The sequence below is a fragment of the Flagellimonas sp. 2504JD1-5 genome (assembly GCF_053618295.1).
Genome location: NZ_JBSIOU010000002.1, coordinates 475,207 through 495,710, shown reverse-complemented (window position 1 = coordinate 495,710; position 20,504 = coordinate 475,207). Strand labels below are relative to the sequence as shown.

The window sequence follows — 20,504 nt, the reverse complement described above, 5'->3', positions numbered from 1 at the left end:
CCCAACTTTAAATAAAAAATCATGTTTAAAAAATATCGGGTGCTGAAATGGACATCCCTTTTTATTGTCAGTGTTATTGTTTTTGTGGTGTGCTTTTGGTTTTGGTTCAAAAGTTTGATACCACCATTTGATAAATGCTTGGAGCTGACCCAAGTAAAAGACCTTCCCTACATATCGGAAAATATAGTTCCCCAAAGGGGAAAGATACTTGCTGTGGTAACAAGTACGGATATCATGGGAAACAGTGATAAAACCACAGGTTATGAACTTACCGAACTGGCGCGGGCCTATTACGTGTTTAAGGCCAATGGTTTTGAAGTGGATATTGCAAGCCCATTGGGAGGGGAGCCGCCAGTGGTTATTGACGATGAAGACATGGGCGCTTTTGATCATGCATTTTTAAATGATTCGATAGCTCAGTATAAGACGAGCCACACCATTCCCATGAAAGATGTTGTTGCGGAAGATTATGAAGCTGTGTTTTTTGCGGGGGGAAAAGGGGCCATGTTCGATTTTCCTGATAATGAGGCCATTCAATCCTTGGTGAAAAACTATTACCAGACCAACAAAGTCATTGGTGCGGTTTGCCATGGGCCTTCAGCTTTGGTCAATGTAACTTTGGACAATGGACACCCACTTTTGAAAAACAAAACCGTCAGTGGATTTACCAACAAAGAGGAATTGCTCTTGATTTCCGATGCAAAAACAATATTCCCTTTTCTTTTACAGGATAAGATGGTGGAACAAGGTGCCAATTTTAATGAGGGCCCTATGTATTTGGATAATCTCAGCCATGATAATAATCTGATAACCGGACAAAATCCCTGGTCAACATGGAGTATGGCCGAAGGTATGATCAAACAAATGGGCTACACACCAAAGCACCGGGAATTGACAGGCGAGGAAAATGCCATGAAAGTATTGTTGGCCTACGAGAAACATGGCAAGAAACAGGCCAAGCAAATGATTGAGACTCTGCAAAAAGAAAAGAAAGCGATGGACAGAATATTATTGGCAAAACATGGCATAATGGCTGTAATGAAGGGTGAGCTGGGTGACTTTCCCAAACTAATAGGTTTGGTTTCGTTTGCCAAAAAATGCGAATCCAAAAGCGAAAAAATATAGGTAAATTTGATAAAACAACCGCTTGGGGCTTTCAGAGATACTACTTATTATTGTTAGCAGTGCCGGCCTTTTACATGGTACGGCATTTGCTATTTATCTCGCTTTTGCCAAGAAGAAAAAAACACTTCACAACTACTTGTTGGCATTGATTCTGTTGTTTATGGCCTTCAGAATTGGGAAGTCGGTACTGTTGAATTTTGGCAATGATCTGGAGCCGGCCTTTATTTTTATCGGATTGGGCTTTATGCTTTTGATTGGCCCCTTGCTAAGATGGTATATTGCCGGGATGACCACGGTTGAATATAAACTACCTCGTTTTTATTTTCTGGAAATGGTTCCCTTTGCCCTGCTTTTTGCGGCCAGCCTTTTTGTGACGAAAAGCTGGTTCGAGACCAATAGCAGGGAAGTTATTATGGTCTTTGGGAGCGTCCTGATTTTTATTTACCTCCATTTTGCCTTTTATATTTTTCTCGCGGCCAGGGCAGTTAAAATGGTAAGGCAAAACTATCCTGAGGCATCAAGGACCAAATCCCAAAAAACAATTTTGGCTTGGTTGAAACTTGTGGTAATTGGTTTTATTCTCATCTGGATTTCCTACTTCCTGAACATTATTGAAGATACTGTTCCGTACATCATTGGGCCTATAATGTATTCAATTGTTGTCTACTTTTTGAGCTTTAAGGCATTTCAATTAAAAGTAACCGATGTTGATGGCAATACGTTCAAAAAGAATGATGATATGGCATTCTTCAACGAAATTTCTAAACTGATTGTGGAAGATAAGTTGGGTCTTGAACCTGATGTGTCCCTTTCCAGTGTTAGTAAGTTGATGGGGAAAAGCACTCAAAAGGTTTCTGAGGTAATTAATCAATATGCCAAGCGGAATTTTAACGATTTTGTAAATTACCATAGGGTTCAAGAGGCCAAAAAAATGCTATTGGATGATGAAAATGACAAGTACACCATATCAGCCATAGCTTTTGATTCTGGTTTTAGCAGTTTATCTTCATTCAACAGTGCCTTTAAAAAATTTGAGGGTATGACCCCATCTTCATATCGAAAGAAAAATAAATAGACGGCTTCATTTTTTGGTGAATTAGATTGGTGCAAACCATTTTGTGGTGTCATTTCCTTATTTTAGGGTTGCAAACCGTATCAACCTATGACCAAGCATCGCAAATTAGCGGCCATTATGTTTACCGACATGCAAGGTTATACCGCTATGATGCAAGACGATGAAGAAAATGCTATCAAACTTCGAAATCGCCATCGCGACATTTTTGAAACATGCACCAAAAGCCATCGGGGGAAGATCATTCAATACTTTGGTGATGGTACCTTGACCGTTTTTGACAGCTGTGTTGATGCGGTGGAATGCGCTTTGGAATTACAGAAGGCTTTTCTCGAAGATCCTGTGATACCCGTACGGATGGGAATTCATGTAGGCGATATTGTTTTTATGGAGAATGATATCATTGGCGATGCGGTGAACATTGCTTCCCGAATTGAATCCGTCGCCGAACCTGGGGCTGTGTTTTTCTCTGGTCATGTGAACGACCAGTTGCGAAGCCACAAGAAAATCGAAACCAAATACCTTAAGGTATTCCAATTTAAAAACGTGAAGGATGCCGTTCCTGTTTTTGCCCTGGTGGATGATGCTATCCATGTCCCCGAAGTAGTCGATGAGGATTCCCAAGGTAACTCCGAAGAGGAAGCTGCTTTAAATGATGGCACTTCAAACACCAACAGAAAAGGTAAGCTCCTAAGGTTGGCAGGATTTATTTTTTTGATAGCCGTGGTAACAGCAGGTTTGCTGTTTACCTATAAAAACTCCAATTCCGGTGCTAAAGAAGCGCAGGAAAGCTCAACCCTTTCAAGTTCCATTGCCATTTTGCCCATTCAGAACTTATCGGGCATGGACCAGAACGATGTTTTGACCGAATCTTTGACCGGGGAGCTTTTGCAGCAGTTGTCCAACACAGCGGAGCTCGGAAAGGTGGTGCCCAATTCCTTGGTCAATGATTTTCTGGATAGAGGAGGAGCTTTAAAGGATTTGGCGAATGCATTGGAGGTACGCTACATTTTGGAGGGTGCCCTGCACCATTCCGACAGTTTGTACAGCTTGGATATGCGCTTGGTGGATCCCTTAAAACAAAAATATATCTGGTCGCGGCGATACCTACATATTTCTGGAGCGAATTATAAAACTGAAATACAACGAATGATTGGCAACGAGATCGTTTCAAAGTTAAATGAAGATGTTAAGCAGACGGCCTATGTTCAGAACAATGAAGTGATCACCGAAAATAAACAGGCGTATGAATTAGTGCTCAAGGCAAATGCCTTTACTGACAAAATGGACAAGGAATCCTTCTATCAGGCCATACCCTTATATGAAAAGGCTGTTCAGCTTGACCCTGAGTTTGCCGAAGCATATATGGGACTTGGCAGGATTTATGCCATGGGTGGAATCATTTGGGGTGTTTTTAATCAGGAGCTTGCTGCTACCAAGGCCAAGGAAAATCTGCAACGTTCAATAGAATTAAAGCCCAATTTGGAAGCTTCCCAATTTTTATTGATCACTAAATTTTTCTTTGAGCAAAACTTTGGGTATGTAAATGAGCATTTATCGTTGGTGGCCATTTTACCTTCTTTTCCAGATGGTGCTTTTTATACCGTTTATTGTAATATAATGGGGAGATTTGATGAGAGCATCAGTTATGCCGAAAAATATGTCAAACGCTTTCCGGAGGTCGGTAATGGTTTTGCACAGCTGATTAGGGCACATTTTTTATCAGGTCAAGTAAAAAAGGCAGACAGCCTTATGAAGCGTTATGATGTCAAGTTCAAAAATGACCAATTTTATATGCGGGATGTGGCCATGGTACATTTGAACATGGGCAATATGGACACTTTTAAAAATATGAACAACATTCTTAATACAAACTTCTTGGACAAGGCTGCCGTACATCTGTATTATGATGCTGTGGAGATGACCTATGATGGTGCTGAACCGACAAAAATACAGGAGCGACTGGACATGTTAATGCATCAATATGATAATGGCACCGCTGGGTCGCCTGCATGGTTTTTGGCCATGTATTATTTGTATATAGGGGATGACAATACGGCCTTTGAGTGGCTACAGAGGTCCCATGATCGTATGGAGGTAGAGACTTGTTGGTTTAAAACGGAATACCAGTTGCAGCCTTTTAGAAAAGTAAAAGACCCTCGTTATATGGCCATTTATAATAAAATGGAATGGCCTGAATAATCAAAGATAAACAAGTGAATTTTTGGATTTATGCGTCAAACTATTAAGCAAAAACTTTTTGTTGTTTTACTGGCAATGCTGCCCTGTGGTTATTTGTATGGGCAGCAGTCCCTGATTTCATTGGATGGCTCAAGTTTGAGGGACCGATGGCTGATTGAAAATGACAGTGCCAAAACATTTAGGGTACTTCCTTACAAACCTGTATATGTGCTGGGTCTAAACTATACCGATAACATAAACAATTCACCTCAGAGTGACAATCCCTTGAACGTTGTTACAACACCTTCGGAATTCATTAATGCCGAGCTCACCTTTCAGTTGAGCTTTAAAACCCGAATGGTACGTTTGTTTAAAAACAAGAAACAAAAAGTGGATCTGTGGGTGGCCTATACCCAATTATCCAAATGGCAATTTTATAACGCTTTAATTTCAAGACCTTTCAGGGAAACCAATTACGAACCGGAAGCACTTATTGTTTTACCTGTAAATTATAAGTTCCTTGGATTGGACGGGGTATATTTTGGCATGGGGTTCAATCATCAAAGCAATGGGCGATCAAATCCACTTTCAAGGAGTTGGAACCGTGTTACCTTTCAGGCAGGCTGGGAAACCAAAGATTGGAGTATTGTCTTAAATCCATGGATACGAATTCAGGAAGATGAAATAGAAGACAATAACCCAAATATTGAAAACTATGTGGGCCGTGCAGAATTGCTCACAGCCTATTCCAAAAACCGGCACAACATTAGCCTGGCCCTAAGGCATTCACTAAAAGGAGGGGATGACAGTATGGGCAGCCTACGCTTGGATTATGCAATTCGTATTTTGGATTATTTACACTTACATGCCCAAGTGTTTCATGGTTATGGTGAAAATCTTATTGACTATAATCACAAACAGACGACAGTTGGAATCGGTTTTTCTTTGATTCGCTGGCGTTAACTTAAGGAACTGCTTCCCATTTCAAACTCTTGTTTCTTTCGACACCGAAATTTCTTCGGCCTCTATTTTTTTCATCAAAATCGAAATAACCCATCCGCAATGGGTAAAACCCCCGGAATTTTTAAGGTTTTGATGCAATTCTTTTGCTTTGATAATCAGTATCTTGCTGAACCCCTCACAGTTTTGTTTCCCCAATTATAAGTAAGCTAACCAGCGCAGGTAATTATAGTATTTGTGCAATTTAGGCATATAACCAACCTTAAAAACAGAAATCATGAAAACTACGATTAGTACAAAATCAAAATCATTAATTCTAATAGTGTTGTCTTGCTTGGTTTTTAGCTGTAAACCCAAGGCAGACAAACAAGTGGACAAAGTCCAAGAAGAAAAAGATGAAATTAAAACCGTCGCCTTGGTTGGTAAAAGAGGAATAAACCAACATACCTATGTAAATGAAATAGATCCCTTTGCAAATTCATATCTCACCTTACCCGAAGGTTATACTGGACCTTCTTTTGACCTCAAACATGATTATCCCGTAGAGGCCCCACCTCCAGTTGATTATCCATGGAAAAAGGTCACCAATAATGGACCAATAACCCAAGACAATTCATTGGACTATGTAAACGCATTGAAGGAATATGTTTCGGGAGATATGCACAAACTGATATTTGATTACAATAATTGGGACGATAAAACTATGCCCTGGTGGCAATCCATATGGCTGGGAACACAACGGGAGCCAATTCACGGAATGTACGTAGGTTCAGAATTTAATGCGGGAACGCTGGCGGAACAAGATGTCAATCTTACCACTTTTGTGTATACCTTATATGATGCCACTTCGGCCGTGACGCTCAATAGAATTTGGGGTGCTGATCTGTATGGTGCGGAGAATCCAAACCTTTCCGATGTTGATGCAGCACAATACATTGAAGGAAGTGTGATTGTAAAATTTGCATTTGTAACTGCATCCGGTGAACAATGGCCCCCAATGGAAGGCGCTGCTACATGGACGGTTTATACTGATGTTGATCCTGCTACTGGAAGCCGCTCTGGAGGGGAACCAAAGATGATGGATCTATATCTTATGCAGTTTGATATTATTGTAAAAGACAGCGAAGCTGCTCCGCAAACAGGTTGGGTATTCAGTACCTTGGTGTATGATAAGAATGCCACAGGAAATGATGCTTGGGACAAGATGGTTCCGCTTGGGGCCACCTGGGGAGATAATCCTGACGTAATAAACTTGAGTGAATCTGCTTTGATTCCTCCTGTTACCGTCAACTCCAACCTGTCTCAAAATTGGATCAATATGGACACTCCCGATTATGCCAGGAGTACCTTGGGATGGGATGGACGCTTGTCAGGACCAAATGACGGAGCTGTAATTGCACCGGCCATTACAACCACCAAGGTAAAATATGATGCAGTGGCAACTGTGGGTTGCCTTGGGTGCCATAGTAGTGCACAATATAAAAGTAAGTCATTCTTGTTGCCTGCCCCGTTTCCACCAAAACAAATAGGGGATACACTTGAGATTTACGACCCAGGATCTCAGGACTGGATGAAATGGTTTCAGAGCAATGATGGAAAAACTCCCATGGATGGTGGGCCTGGTCAAATAGGTCTTGACTATGATATGGTAACTTCCTTTAAGGCTATACCGATGTGGGAAGAGGCTATGAAACAAAAGGCAGGGACCACGGCCAGTATTCAATAAAAACTTTTGAAAATTTACTACAGGCTCTTCCTGTTCTTGGAACAAGGAGAGCCATTTATCACAAATTTGAGGATTGGTTCAGTTGTAACCAGAAAGCACCAATGTTCGTGATGGGCAATTCTGTTCTTTATGAGCAGAACAATGTCGTTCGGATAAAAAGTGGGCAGTTTACATGGTCAAAGCTCTATTTTCATCAGCAGTTAGCCATGAAATTCAACAATACCTTTTACCAACCGCTAAAAATTGTTGTCCTAATTTTTATTTTAGGACTTGATGTTTTTATAGGCAATGCCCAAAAAAAGAATGAAAACTTTCGATATCACATTCAAAAAACGACACAACCACTGGTTATTGATGGGATAGTGGACGAGAAAGCCTGGCAAGAAGCCGATGTGGCGAAAGATTTCTTTATGGTTTTACCAATGGATACCGGAAAGGCCAATGAGACTTCTGAGATTCGAATGACCTATGACGATAATAACATTTACTTGGCGGCTATTTTTTTTAACAGTATGCCCAGTAGGTATTATGTAGAGTCGCTACGTCGGGACTTTTCCTTTGGAAAGAACGACAACTTTTTGCTCTTCATAGATCCATTTAACAATCAAACAACCGGGTTTTCTTTTGGATCTAATGCTGCTGGGGCACAATGGGATGGCACCATGTTTGGAGGAGGAAGGGTCGATTTAAATTGGGATACCAAATGGGTGTCGAAAGTAAAGCAAGATCCCGACAAATGGGTGGTGGAAATGGCCATTCCCTTTAAATCCATTCGATATGAAGATGGTGTAACCGAATGGGGCATCAACTTTAGCAGGTTGGATCTAAAATCCAGCGAAAAATCTAGTTGGACCCCAATACCAAGGCAATTTCCCACAGCTTCTTTGGCGTATACCGGAGTACTGGTGTGGGATCAGCCCCCGCCAGCACCCAGAACAAACATTTCGGTGATTCCATATGTTTTAGGAGAGGTTGTTCAAGATTTAGATGGGGAAGATGATTTTGACAAAAGGATTGGGGGAGATGTAAAGGTCAGCCTAAGTTCTTCGCTTAATTTAGACTTGACGGTCAATCCTGATTTTTCACAAGTTGAAGTGGACCGTCAAGTAACCAATTTGGACCGATTTGAACTGTTCTTTCCTGAAAGGCGACAATTTTTCCTTGAAAATGCGGATTTGTTTGCCAATTTTGGGTATCCAACAATTCGACCATTTTTTTCCAGAAGAATTGGTTTGGGCGTCCCCATAAGGGCAGGAGCGAGGCTAAGTGGGAACTTGAATGAGAAATGGCGCTTGGGCGTTATGGATATGCAGACTGCAAAGGTTGAAGATATAGGTCGGCCTAGCCAAAATTTTGCGGTTTTATCCCTTCAGCGTAAAGTATTTAGTCGATCTAGTATTGGTTTGATGTTTGTGGACAAGGAATCACTGCGCTATCCACATGAAGCCGATTCACTGCGTACACAATTTCCCAGATTCAATCGTAATTTGGGAGTGGAATATAATTTGGCATCCTCCAATAATTTATGGACAGGTAAGGCCTTCATTTTAAAATCGTTTACACCAAGCAGAATTGATGGCAACGGGATTACCCAAGCTGGCCACCTAGAGTACAAAAGCCGTAAATGGAACTGGGGGATACAGGAACAATCGGTGGCGGAAAATTATACGGCCGAAGTCGGTTTTGTGCCGCGCAAAGACTACATAAATATAAATTCCTTTTTGGGACATACTTTTTTTCCAAAGAATATGGAAGGCAAGGTGTTGAGTCATGGGCCAAAATTGAACAGCAGCTATTTTTTCAATCAAAAATTGGAACGAACTGATAACCTGAACGAACTGGAATATCTGTTTAGTTTCCGAAATCGTAGCAGTTTTGAAATAGGACTTATCAATGAATATGTGGAATTACTGGCTCCTTTTGACCCTACCCGATCCGGCAAGGATTCTTTGGCCATCGGAACCAAACATCGTTGGAATGCCTTGCGTTTTGATTACGGATCAAAACCACAAAGCATGTTTACCTATACGGTAGCTGGCCGTTTTGGAGGTTATTATTTGGATGGTAAACGTATTAATCTAGGTGGAGAACTGGGATATCGCTTTCAGCCTTATGTAAGTTTAAATACCAATCTGAGTTATAACCATATAAGCCTGCCAGCGCCCTGGAACGATACTGAATTTTGGCTTATAGGTTCGGAGGTGGATATAACGTTTACCAATAAGTTGTTCTTTGCCACATTATTCCAGTACAATGAACAGTCGAAGAATTTTAATCTAAATTCCAGATTTCAATGGAGGTACAAACCGGCTTCCGACCTGTTCCTCGTCTACACAAATACGCAATTATTGGATCCCAATGTGGGGAAAAGTTGGTCCCTTACCTTGAAATTTACACATTGGTTTAATTGGTAGGAACGTTCATTTTACTCGTATTAAAAAATGAGCTAAATTATAGCAGGCTAAAGCCTACCACCGATATCCTTTGTCATCCAATGTTTTGAATAGGGATTAAGCTGAATGCACATACAAAAACCAATCCAATGAAAAATTATGTCTATTTATTGATAGCCATGATGTTTATTGTTTCCTGTAAGGAAAAGTCGAGCAATAATCATCAGAAAGAAGAAGCCGTAAACCTTGATGAGAAATCAATACAAAAAATAGATGTCCACGCTCATTATAAATACGATCGTGATTATCTGCAAGATTTTTTTAAAGAATGGAACATGAAGGGGATATTGGTCGATGTAGCTATCGAAGACTCAACTGGCATTAGAAGAAGTTGGCAAGAGTACACTGAATTGTCCCAAGCCAGACCAGAATTATTCTGGCTATGTTCCTCACTGATCGGAGTCGGAATAAGTGACCCTGATTTTGCAAAAAAGGAGATTGCGCGTCTTACTGAGGAAATAAAGCAAGGCGCCAAAATGGTCAAGGTTTGGAAGAATTTCGGTATGGTAACCAAAGATGCCAATGGAATTTTCATTCAGATAGATGATGAGCGGTTACAACCTATTTGGGATTTTCTGAAGGAAAAGGGAATACCCGTTATGGCCCATATAGGTGAACCTGTTCAAGCATGGCGTCCCTTGGACGACCCCAACAATCCCCACTATGGCTATTATACTCAAAACCCTCAGTATCATGCCTTTCAGCATCCTGAAATTCCAAACTATGAGACAATTATTTCAGCGAGGGATAACTGGATCTCCAAAAACCCCGATCTAAAGATATTGTGTGCCCATATGGGCAGTATGTCACATGACGTTGATATGATTGCGGAACGCTTGGACAAATTTGAGAATATTTATGTCGAGCCAGCGGCAAGATTTGGTGATTTAGCAGGTCAAGATTCAAAAAAAGTTCGAACCTTTTTTGAAAAATATCAAGATAGAATCATGTTCGGAACAGACTACGGCAACAACAGCTCCCAAGATTTATTTAGCGCCGATGCCTTTCAAAAAGAGCGCAACGAACTCCATGAGGCCTACAGTCAGAAATGGAGGTATTTGAGTAGTAGGGATTCATTGGAAATACGAAATCAAAAAACGGTGGGCCTAGGTCTTTCAAAAGCAGTTTTGCAAAAAGTCTATTATCAAAATATCGCAAATTTATTGAAACTCCAATAATAGCCTTTTAATTACACTTGTTTACTTTATTATCAAATATCCCAACCCCATACTTTATTTCAGCAAACGTCGTTATATTTATATAACGTTGATGTACAAAGTGTTATGGCCCCAATCACCTGCAATCCGTTTTCTGAAATTACATTCAAATTCAAGTATGCCTGTCAAGGGTTGAAAACAACCCAATTTGTGGTACTGTCTTTCATGTTTATACTTTTTGGTTGCAACAATTCACAGGACCCCGATTCGCCCGAAGTAGGAAATGACCCGGACGATGAAATTGTTGATCCAGGAAATGTGGCCCTTACGTACAGAAATCAATGTGGTGGCTGCCATGGGCAAGATTTGGCCTCTTTTGTTGAACGCGATTGGACTTATGGAAATTCCGCAGAAAATGTCATAGCATCCATATCTGATGGGTATTCGGGCAATGGCATGCCAGCCTATGGTTCAACCCTAACCGCACAACAAATCGAGGACCTGACCAACTATATTCTTACCGAGATCGACGGAAAAACAAAAGCGATGTTAGAGGAGGACAATCCCGATTTGTCCGGTTTGATCACATCGGACGATTTAACCTTCCGGTTGGAAACCATGACCGACGACATTCCCGGTGTTCCTTGGGGGATAGAACAATTGCCCAATGGTAATATTTTGGTGACCGAACGTGGGGGAGGACTGTATTCGGTGAGTACCGATAAACAATTAACGGAAATTACGGGAGTTCCAGATGTTGTTTCGCAAGGGCAAGGTGGATTGTTGGATGTGCTCATACATCCGGATTTTGAAAACAACGCATATGTTTATCTATCCTATTCCCGTGCCAATCCAGATAATGGATCCCAGCGTACCACAGCAGTTGCAAGAGCTAGGCTGCAGGGAAACAGCTTGGTTGATGTGGAGAACATATTTACGGCGCTTCCGTATCTCAATAGTTCCCACCACTACGGTTCAAGATTGGTATTCGACAACAGTGGGTACCTATATGTTTCCGTGGGGGATCGTGGATATCGCGATGTATACCCTCAGGAATTGGACAACGCCATCGGAAAAATACACCGTATCCATGACGATGGTCAAATTCCTACCGATAACCCTTTTTATAATACAGCTGGAGCATTCAATTCAATTTTTACCTATGGAACACGTAATCCCCAAGGCATGACCTTGCATCCAGAGACTGGAGCAATCTGGGAGGGCGAGCATGGACCCCAAGGTGGAGACGAAATCAATCTTTTGGAAGCTGGAGACAACAACGGTTGGCCCGTGATTTCATACGGCATCAATTATGATGGCACCACATTTACCGACCTCACCGAATTGGCTGGCATGGAACAGCCCGTACATTATTGGACGCCTTCCATAGCTCCTTGTGGAATGACATTTGTATCTTGCGATTTTTATGGCAATTGGAAAAATGACCTCTTTGTCGCTTCCCTTAAGTTCGAATACCTTCATCGTTTACAAATGAATGGCAACGAAGTTGTTAGCCATGAAACGCTATTGGATGGTATAGGTAGGGTACGTGATGCACAAATGGGAACTGACGGTTATCTTTACATTGCAGTAGAGGGTCCTGGCAGACTTATCCGCCTTGTGCCGGAGCAATAGCGCTCCAAATGAGTAGTAAATTAAATCAAACGAGCAAGTGTAGGATTGGAATCTAACTATTTTACAATTTTGCAGGAACCTTCCAGTTTTTCCAAGACAACAATCTTATACATAGCGCTGATGGGAACCTTATTGTTTTCAATCAATAAATAGGTCCTGGTTGCCTTTGTAACCCTGTCCAAATTGGCGATGTACGATTTATGGGTACGATGAAAATTATCAGATAACAACATAGTGATATTGATAAGTGTTTCCGTGATCAGGTACATTCTTGAATCCGTAAAGATCTTTAAATAGTTTCCAAAACTCTGGATGTACTGTATGGATTTAAGTGGGATATTTACCAGAACACCATCATGTTTTATTTGCAGTTCTTCATTGGAGCTATTTTTTTTGAACTCCTCTATTTTAGAAGACTCCACCTTATTTATGGCCTTTAAAAAACGTTCGATTTTTATGGGTTTTAATAAATAATCTACAACCCCATAATTATAACTTTCCAAAGCATACTCAGAATAGGCCGTGGTTAAAATAACTTTAGGTGGTTTGATCATAGATCGCAAGATTTCCATGCCGTTGAGTTCTGGCATTTCTATATCAAGAAAGATAAGGTCGACCTCGTTTTGCTGTACGAAATTGATAAACTCAAGTGGATTGCCTGTGCTCAACACCAATTGAAAATTGTTGATTTTGGAACAGTACTCCTCCAACACTTTACGTGCCAGTATTTCGTCGTCTATGATACCAATTTTAATCATTCGTGGTGTACTCCTGGGTCTGTTTTAAATCAATGGATAAATTTACATAATATGCTTTTTCCGTATCCTTGATTTCCAATGTATGGGAATTGGGATATAACAGGTTTAAACGCCTTCTGACGTTTTCAAGACCCAAGCCTTTTCTGTCCAATGTAGTATAGTTGCTGGGTTTGGAATTGGTAATCTGAAAATGAAAGACGGCACTTTTAATGGCGGCAACAACAGTGATTTCACTCTGTTCATTCGTGCTATGGGCACCATGTTTGACCGCGTTTTCCACAAATGGAATAAGCAACATGGGAGGGATCTTCAATCCCAATACATCGCCATCTATCGAAAACTCAATCGTACAACGTTTACTTAACCTTTTTTCTTCAAGCAGTAAATAATTTTCTATAAACTCAAGCTCTTCTTTTAGTAGTACAGTGTCTTTTTTAGAACTCTCCAATTGGTACCTCACTAAATCTGAAAGCTGCATGACAACATCAGGAGTTTCCGAGGATCGTTGTCTCGACAATGCATAAATACTGTTCAATGCATTAAATAAAAAATGCGGATTTACCTGTTCTTTCAAATAGTTGAGCTCCATGTCTTTTTGCAATTTTTCTTTTTCTTCCTTTTGTCTTTGCATGAGTACACTTCTCCTTAAAAAGAAAGCGGCCATTCCAGTACCTGTAGTGTAAATAAGAAAAGAAGACATTTTAGTAATACCTATCCAACTAAACTTCGGATATATTTTTATACTGACTCCAAGAAATATGGCTCCAATAAGTAGGAATACGTATAAAAAATATTTTTTCTTATCAAAAAAATATGGGATAAGAATAAAATGATTTATCCATATAACTGTCATAATACTGATAGTAAAACTAAGCCCCCATAAATAAAAGGAATAAAGCGTATCATATTTATCTACGAGCATCCAACCACCTAATAGCTCAAGCATGAGCACCAATACAAAGGCACCTATATTAATGAGCAGGGTATTGCGTAAAGATTTTTTCATCAGCATTCCCGAGGGGGTTTAAAAACGGAATAAAGATACTGCGTTGAAATTCAAGGTTTCATAATTTCTGTATAAATGCAGCATATCTATGATGAAATCATTTCATCATTTAATTGATCCGTTGATACAATTCTAAAAATCCGACACGAACTAAGACATAATTTTAGACGCCATTTAGTTGGATGCTAAAGGTGAATATATATCATCAACAAAAAGAATTTCAAAATGAAAGTCATCAAATTAGTAGTGCTAACGCTAACAATTAGTATAAATACTGCCTTTGCCCAGGAGAATGGCGCAAAAGGAACCCCATCAACAAACAGTGCTTCCTTGGTATTGCCACAGATCCAGGTTGTCCCGATAAAAGATACCAACACAGCAAGGAACTACGAACTTTATGTTGAGTTGCCAGAAGATTATGCTGAGAACCCTAATAAAACCTATCCTGTCCTTTATTATGCCGATGCTATGTGGCATCTCGAAATGCTATCCGGGGCCGCGGAGTTTATGCTGGAAGATGTTATTCTAGTCGGAATTTCCTGGCAGAAGGACGTGGCAGAAGATTTAAAGGAACAATATGGGGCGCATGCTAGCCGATTTACGGATTATTCGTTTTGGAAAAAGTCAAACCCCAATCATCCCAAACTGAAATTTGGCGAAGCCGAAAATCATTTGGCATTTATTCGAAACAACGTGATTACCTATGTGGATAAAAACTATCGAACCGATCCCAACAGCCGTAGCTATTTCGGTTACTCCCTAAGCGGTGCATTCGGTGCTTACATACTACTTGCCCAGCCTGATACTTTTGATAATTATATTCTTGGCAGTCCATTGAGCGAAAGTATAATACCCTATCTATCGGAGATCAATGACAAACTTGTAGCTGCCGAGTCGGATAAGAGCAAGACATTGCATGCCAATGTATTTATGGCTTACGGCACCTTGGAGGAAGGAAGGGACGAAACTACGGAGGCATTTAAGGATTTACTGAGGGCTAGAACAAAATTAAGGGTATCTGTGCAGAGCAAAACCATTGAAGGTGATCACGGAACGGCTTTCCCAAGGATCGCTGTAGAAAGTGTCGCCTGGTTGTCATCCTCGATGTCCCACATTGCAGTTGCGGACTACCAGGCATCATTCCGGGAAATCCCCCTCCTTAATAATGCCTTTGTGAGCACAGCTCCCGAGGATCGGGAAGATGGGATATCCGTTGGTGAATTATCCATGGACAGCAATAAAAAGAACGCAATCCTAAATGTTGCCCAAGAAATTTTTGAAGGCAACTATGGAAACTACGACGCCTTGCTGATTTCGCACAAAAACAAGCTTGTTTTTGAGTCTTATTATAAAAAAGGCCGTATCAATTTACCACACGGACAAGCGTCTGCCGTTAAAGGGTATACCAGTTTGATCTTGGGAAGAGCTATACAGTTAGGGTATCTGACCATGGAAGACCTGGACAGACCTTTGACTGATTTCTTAAAAGACTTAGACCCTAAAAAATTCACAAAGGGAACAGAGAAAATCACCCTTCATAAGGCATTGACCATGCAAGGGGGATTGACGATTGACCGGGAACTATGGAAAGAAGTTGAAAACGATTCCGTTACACTAAAAGGGAAGGGGTTGGTGCAGACACTGCTTGAACGTAGTGAGCCCATTACCAAGGAGACCCAGACCTATTTGTATGGCAATTTTAATCCCATGATGGTCATGACGGTTATTGACGCCGTGGTGCCCGGAACAGCTGAGGACTTTATACAGGAAGAGTTTCTAGACAAACTCGGTATTACCAATTATGAATGGTCCAAACATGCCAGCGGTTTGCCACAAGCAGGATGGCAGGCCAGCATTGTGCCTCGCGATATGCTCAAATTTGGGCATTTAGTGGAAAACAAGGGCAAATTGAATGGGGAACAGTTCATTTCTGCGGCCTATCTAGAAAAAGCTACCAGTGGTATTGTAAGACCAGCGATAGATTGGATGCCCAAGAATTATCTGTATGGATATTTTTGGTACCACACACCAGTACAGGTTGGTAACAAAAGCTATGATATGACCTTGGCCTGGGGAGGCGGTGGACAGCGTGTTATTGTCGTGGAAGAACTTGATTTGACCATGGTCATCTCTGGTTATGACCGGGATGATGACAAAATTATGAAGCCCATTTTTGAAACCGTTGTACCTGCATTTGGTAAAGAATAATTATTTTTTTTACGGATAAAAAAACATAATAAGATTTTAATGACCCTAGGCAATGCTTGGGGTTGTTTTTTTACCGGTTGTACTACAATTTTCTTGGGTTGTTGCTTTCCTAAACTTTTTGAAAAGGTGCGCTAAAATTCCCACTTTAAAATGCAAAGAATACGGTTTTGCCAAACCGCAAATGAATTCTTCGAAATTCTTTGAGTGGAGTAGAAGAGTAGGGGAGGTGAAAGTGTATGAGCAGAAGCGGAATATTGTTAAAATATCATAAACAATCTCACATTAATTTAGTATAAATGGTGTAAGTTTGAAATACAATTGTGGAAACTTTACTACAACTGAACCAAACCGACATCATTCAAGTGTTCCATGAATATTAGATTTCTGACTTTGGTGGCGATGACCATCACAACATTGTCCTACTCACATATAAAATATGAAAAAGATTACACTGTAAATACATATGACAGCGCTAGGGGCTGTTTTGGAAAAAATATAGATCAAGGGTGCTTCCATAAGAAAAAAAATGGAAGTAAGTATGTCGAGGAAATATTTGCTAATAATGGGTTGCATTATGTTGATAATTGGTGTAAACAACAATTACCATATACTAGAAAAAAATTGGACTCTGTTAGGAAAAAACTTGAAAGTTTTGAACTTCGCTCCAAATCACTATTGACGGTTTTCTTTGATGATATTGATCTTATGGATTATGGTGACGAAATAATTCAAAATAAAATCAATAATAGTAGATGGTTTAATCTATCAATAAGAATTGGGGTTAACAGGTCGTCATTTAGTATGGGTAATCCTAATTTCGAATCACGTAGAAACTTAGATTTTGGAAGCAAAACTAACCCTAGGATTGGATTAGAGGCCGAATTCGTATTACCTTTTAATAAAAATAAATGGGCAGTTATAGCTGAACCAACTTATCAATACTATAAGTCTAATTTGATCATTAATTCAGAAGATATTTCCGGTGGTATGATTCAAAGTGCGCTAAAATATAATTCTATTGAACTTCCTATAGGTATAAGACATTACCTATTTTTAAATCATTCAACCAAACTATTTGTGAATGCCTCTTATCATTTTGCGGATTTTGATTTTGATTCATTGGTAGATTTCAAAAGATCAGACGGTTCCAATTTCAATGACCCTTTGGCTTTTAGAAGAGAAACGCATTGGGCTGTTGGTACTGGCATTAAGGTTATGAATCGATATAGTTTGGAAATTAAATATTTAGGAAGTCCAAGAGCAATCAATGCTTTGTTTTGGAATTCCGAGTATGAGACTTTATCTTTTATTTTCGGGTTTACACTCTAAGACAAAAACAATAGAAAATAGTAACTATTCTAGACATGATATTTTTGCATAATTAATTAGATAATGACCAAAAAATCTTCTAAAGAAAATCGCACATATGATTGCAAACGTATCGGTCCAATTAAATTTGACAAACTCAACCCAACTATGAATATTAAGTTGACAGCATTGCTTTTGATAGCAATGACAACAATTGCCCATTCGCAAATAGAATTTGAAAAAGGATATATTGTGAACAATTCGGGCGAGCGTATAGAATGTTATATTAAAAATGCAGGCTGGAGCTATGCACCTAAAAAAATCGCATACAAGCTAACAAAAGATTCGGAAAAAAATATTGGAACAATTGAATCAATCAAAGAATTTTCTGTGCCAGGCGAGTTTAAGTATTCAAGACAAAAGGTAGCTATTGACCGGTCAAGCAATAGCATAATTCATTTAAGCTATGACAAAAATCCTGAATTTGTAGAGGAAACACTTTTTTTGGAGGTACTTGTTGATGGCCGCGCAACATTGTTTTATTATCACGAAAACTATTTTACCCGATTTTTTTACAAAAAGGGAGATGGTGTCATAGAGCAACTGGTATATAAACCTTACCGGACGTCAACACGTATAACGAATGAAAATAAGTATGTCCGAAAAATTCTTAAGAATAATAGAGGGTTAGCGGAGAACAACTGGTTTAGACAGCAATTGTGGAATGCTCTATACTGTGAGAGTTTCACCAAAAAGAGGTTTGAAAAACTTCGGTATCAAACCAAGCCCTTGGTTTCACTGTTTAATGATTTTAACAAATGTGTTTCCAAGGATAAATAAATCGAATGCCAACTGCTAAAAACGGAACAAAGGGTATTTGTACTATAATGTTCTTACGTAATGTAACTTGAGCTTTGGTACGGCCGAATGAAAAAGGTTTTGTAAACCTTTTGAAGTAGGGGCGAGGTGGTGCGCTGGCCAAGTTTATACCACATTTTCTGAAAAATTTATTGTAAAAACTTCTTTTGAAAAGGGAATGGAATACTGTTTTGCCGAACCATAAACGAATCCTTCGAGGCTTAAGAGGGAAATAGGAGAGCGGGGGAGGTGAGTGTGTGTAATGGCTAAAACCTGGTTTGTTAATAAAAACTACCTAAAACACTCTGAAATAACACAAAAACCCCAGAATTTTTAAGGTTTTCCTTTAATGAGGTTTAATCATCATTTTTTATATTAGAGTGTTCTAAATCAGTGATTTACTGTTTTATTCTCCCCCGAAAAATATCCAACTATAGGTGCGTATAACCATGTATAAAAGCAATGAGTTTACGCTATGGCTTCAGGGCTATGATAATTTAAATACATATTCTCCTTAAATAAAAAATTATGGCAAAATATATCATGTCAAATAGAAGGGCCGGTAAGTTTCAAACCGATGAAAAACTGGCATCAAGGAATTCAATTGAAACGGTTAAGACAAGTAAATTCATGTTTGGGTCTAGCATCATTAAAGAGAATGCGCCAAAACAGGAAACCTCCAGAAAGACCATAGTATTTGAAGCTAATCCTGCCGAAATTGAAGCCAAAAGAAATGATTTGCCGAATGATGTCATTGTTGAGCCTGAAATACTCCATTTCAATGATAACATCAGGCCCATGGACTTTCTTTTGAGTAATCGGAATGAACTATTAGCCCCGTTTGAATTTGGTGATATGGATGAACTTACTGTAAAAGTCAGAGGTAAAGGCAACCCAGTAGAAGGAGCACAGGTCATACTCTTTCTTCGTTCCCCCCAAGAAGGTGGAAGGGAAATTGAACTCATAACGGATTCCTCCGGAATTGTGAACTTTAGATTTTCCAGTTTTTTTATGCCTTCGGCACTCATCGTAGTTCCGGCTGGTGGCTTTTGGCCCATGGTTATAAGAGGGCCGGTGCAGCGCACGATCACGGTTACCCTCCCGGTATTGCCTAAAGCTGGTGCCTTTAAGGGATGGTGGCATCGTCAAATGGGAATTAGCCGATTTGATCAAGACCTCGGTGGTGGCGTCAATGTTGGTGTTATAGATACCGGCATAGGACCTCACCAAAACCTAATTCATGCGAATGATGTGGGTTCTTTTATTGATGGTGGGTTTGACCCAATGGGTGGTGCGGACGTTGATTCACATGGTACCCATGTTAGCGGTAGCATAGGGGCAAGAACTGGAGATTCAGAAGAATATGGTGGAATCGCTCCCGGGGCAAACTTATTTTCTGCACGGGTGTTTCCTCCTGGACAAGGCGCGAATCAAGGAGATATTGCAAATGCCGTAGATGAACTTTCAAAAGAAATAGGGGTTGATTTAATTAATATGAGTTTAGGTGCTTCAGTTGGTTCTGAAATTGAGAGGGATGCCATAGTTGATGCGCTTGAAAGGGGAACACTTTGTATATGTGCTGCCGGTAATTCCAACGGGCCAGTAGCTTTCCCTGCAGCTTTCCCCGAGACCATAGCGGTTTCCGCTATTGGACTTTTGGGTTGGGGCCCCAACGGCAGTATACCTTCTATGCGCCTACCTCAGGAAAGTGCTCGATTTGGTGATGACAATTTGTATCATGCCAATTTCAGCTGTTTTGGAGCTGAGATTTTTTCCGCAGGACCGGGTGTGGGAATCATATCAACAGTACCCGAAAGATTTGGATTGACTGCGCCTTATGCTTCCATGGGAGGAACCTCAATGGCCAGTCCGTTGGTATGTGGTGCCTTGGCAGCGATAATTTCAAAATCAAACGAATACATGGCGATGCCCAGAAACAAATCCAAAGCTTTAATGGCAAAGTTCTTACTGAGAAAGAATGCGCTATCCATTGGAATGAATCCCATATTTCAAGGAGAAGGAATGCCCAATGTGTAGGCTTGTGGCAATAGGGATTG

At 40.1% G+C, this 20,504-nt stretch carries 14 protein-coding genes; 12 read left to right on the top strand and 2 right to left on the bottom strand.

Annotated elements, in window-relative coordinates:
- Nucleotides 1–21 precede the first annotated feature (21 nt).
- The 8 genes from ACULLG_RS11710 (at nt 22) to ACULLG_RS11675 (ending at nt 12,309) form a co-directional block, all read left to right on the top strand.
- A complete protein-coding gene (locus ACULLG_RS11710) occupies nt 22–1,125 on the top strand; it encodes a type 1 glutamine amidotransferase domain-containing protein (protein WP_452126978.1) in 1,104 nt (367 codons plus the stop codon).
- Nucleotides 1,126–1,147: 22 nt separating this feature from the next.
- A complete protein-coding gene (locus ACULLG_RS11705; protein ID WP_452126977.1) occupies nt 1,148–2,200 on the top strand; it encodes a helix-turn-helix domain-containing protein in 1,053 nt (350 codons plus the stop codon).
- A gap of 87 nt (nt 2,201–2,287) precedes the next feature.
- Nucleotides 2,288–4,399 carry an adenylate/guanylate cyclase domain-containing protein gene (locus ACULLG_RS11700; protein WP_452126976.1) on the top strand — a complete coding sequence of 704 codons (2,112 nt, stop codon included), beginning with the start codon at nt 2,288–2,290 and terminating at the stop codon, nt 4,397–4,399.
- 30 nt (nt 4,400–4,429) lie between these two features.
- Nucleotides 4,430–5,341, top strand: a complete 912-nt coding sequence (locus tag ACULLG_RS11695; protein ID WP_452126975.1) for a phospholipase A — start codon at nt 4,430–4,432, stop codon at nt 5,339–5,341.
- A gap of 274 nt (nt 5,342–5,615) precedes the next feature.
- Nucleotides 5,616–7,064 carry a hypothetical protein gene (locus ACULLG_RS11690; RefSeq protein ID WP_452126974.1) on the top strand — a complete coding sequence of 483 codons (1,449 nt, stop codon included), beginning with the start codon at nt 5,616–5,618 and terminating at the stop codon, nt 7,062–7,064.
- A 110-nt stretch (nt 7,065–7,174) separates the two neighbouring features.
- On the top strand, nt 7,175–9,478 hold the full coding sequence (locus ACULLG_RS11685; RefSeq protein ID WP_452126973.1) for a DUF5916 domain-containing protein: 2,304 nt from the start codon (nt 7,175–7,177) through the stop codon (nt 9,476–9,478).
- A gap of 128 nt (nt 9,479–9,606) precedes the next feature.
- Entirely contained in the window at nt 9,607–10,695 is a 1,089-nt protein-coding gene (locus tag ACULLG_RS11680; protein WP_452126972.1) for an amidohydrolase family protein, read from the top strand.
- Nucleotides 10,696–10,800: 105 nt separating this feature from the next.
- Nucleotides 10,801–12,309, top strand: coding sequence for a PQQ-dependent sugar dehydrogenase (locus ACULLG_RS11675; RefSeq protein WP_452126971.1), 1,509 nt, complete (start codon nt 10,801–10,803; stop codon nt 12,307–12,309).
- Between the two features lie 56 nt (nt 12,310–12,365).
- On the opposite strand, the gene ACULLG_RS11670 is transcribed toward ACULLG_RS11675, so the two are convergent.
- Both ACULLG_RS11670 and ACULLG_RS11665 read right to left on the bottom strand, forming a co-directional pair.
- The gene (locus ACULLG_RS11670; RefSeq protein ID WP_452126970.1) at nt 12,366–13,067 is read right to left on the bottom strand and encodes a LytR/AlgR family response regulator transcription factor; all 702 of its coding nucleotides are present in this window, start codon (nt 13,065–13,067) and stop codon (nt 12,366–12,368) included.
- On the bottom strand, nt 13,060–14,079 hold the full coding sequence (locus ACULLG_RS11665) for a sensor histidine kinase (RefSeq protein ID WP_452126969.1): 1,020 nt from the start codon (nt 14,077–14,079) through the stop codon (nt 13,060–13,062). The genes ACULLG_RS11670 and ACULLG_RS11665 overlap by 8 nt, the downstream gene beginning before the upstream one ends.
- A 219-nt stretch (nt 14,080–14,298) precedes the next feature.
- On the opposite strand from ACULLG_RS11665, the gene ACULLG_RS11660 reads away from it, so the two are divergent.
- The 4 genes from ACULLG_RS11660 (at nt 14,299) to ACULLG_RS11645 (ending at nt 20,484) form a co-directional block, all read left to right on the top strand.
- Nucleotides 14,299–16,281: an alpha/beta hydrolase-fold protein gene (locus ACULLG_RS11660; RefSeq protein WP_452126968.1), complete on the top strand. Its 1,983-nt coding sequence runs from the start codon at nt 14,299–14,301 to the stop codon at nt 16,279–16,281.
- Nucleotides 16,282–16,650: 369 nt separating this feature from the next.
- Nucleotides 16,651–17,610, top strand: coding sequence for a porin family protein (locus ACULLG_RS11655; protein ID WP_452126967.1), 960 nt, complete (start codon nt 16,651–16,653; stop codon nt 17,608–17,610).
- A 147-nt stretch (nt 17,611–17,757) separates the two neighbouring features.
- Nucleotides 17,758–18,429, top strand: coding sequence for a hypothetical protein (locus ACULLG_RS11650; RefSeq protein ID WP_452126966.1), 672 nt, complete (start codon nt 17,758–17,760; stop codon nt 18,427–18,429).
- 546 nt (nt 18,430–18,975) lie between these two features.
- The gene (locus ACULLG_RS11645) at nt 18,976–20,484 is read left to right on the top strand and encodes a S8 family serine peptidase (RefSeq protein ID WP_452126965.1); all 1,509 of its coding nucleotides are present in this window, start codon (nt 18,976–18,978) and stop codon (nt 20,482–20,484) included.
- The last annotated feature ends 20 nt before the right edge of the window (nt 20,485–20,504 follow it).

What these genes read in the sequence shown, in the direction of transcription:
- ACULLG_RS11660 (WP_452126968.1), top strand. Translation starts at nt 14,299, where the DNA reads ATGAAAGTCATCAAATTAGTAGTGCTAACGCTAACAATTAGTATAAAT.
- ACULLG_RS11670 (WP_452126970.1), bottom strand. Translation starts at nt 13,067, where the DNA reads ATGATTAAAATTGGTATCATAGACGACGAAATACTGGCACGTAAAGTG.
- ACULLG_RS11700 (WP_452126976.1), top strand. Translation starts at nt 2,288, where the DNA reads ATGACCAAGCATCGCAAATTAGCGGCCATTATGTTTACCGACATGCAA.
- ACULLG_RS11690 (WP_452126974.1), top strand. Translation starts at nt 5,616, where the DNA reads ATGAAAACTACGATTAGTACAAAATCAAAATCATTAATTCTAATAGTG.
- ACULLG_RS11650 (WP_452126966.1), top strand. Translation starts at nt 17,758, where the DNA reads ATGAATATTAAGTTGACAGCATTGCTTTTGATAGCAATGACAACAATT.
- ACULLG_RS11675 (WP_452126971.1), top strand. Translation starts at nt 10,801, where the DNA reads ATGGCCCCAATCACCTGCAATCCGTTTTCTGAAATTACATTCAAATTC.
- ACULLG_RS11645 (WP_452126965.1), top strand. Translation starts at nt 18,976, where the DNA reads ATGGCAAAATATATCATGTCAAATAGAAGGGCCGGTAAGTTTCAAACC.
- ACULLG_RS11710 (WP_452126978.1), top strand. Translation starts at nt 22, where the DNA reads ATGTTTAAAAAATATCGGGTGCTGAAATGGACATCCCTTTTTATTGTC.
- ACULLG_RS11695 (WP_452126975.1), top strand. Translation starts at nt 4,430, where the DNA reads ATGCGTCAAACTATTAAGCAAAAACTTTTTGTTGTTTTACTGGCAATG.
- ACULLG_RS11655 (WP_452126967.1), top strand. Translation starts at nt 16,651, where the DNA reads ATGAATATTAGATTTCTGACTTTGGTGGCGATGACCATCACAACATTG.
- ACULLG_RS11665 (WP_452126969.1), bottom strand. Translation starts at nt 14,079, where the DNA reads ATGCTGATGAAAAAATCTTTACGCAATACCCTGCTCATTAATATAGGT.
- ACULLG_RS11680 (WP_452126972.1), top strand. Translation starts at nt 9,607, where the DNA reads ATGAAAAATTATGTCTATTTATTGATAGCCATGATGTTTATTGTTTCC.
- ACULLG_RS11685 (WP_452126973.1), top strand. Translation starts at nt 7,175, where the DNA reads ATGGGCAATTCTGTTCTTTATGAGCAGAACAATGTCGTTCGGATAAAA.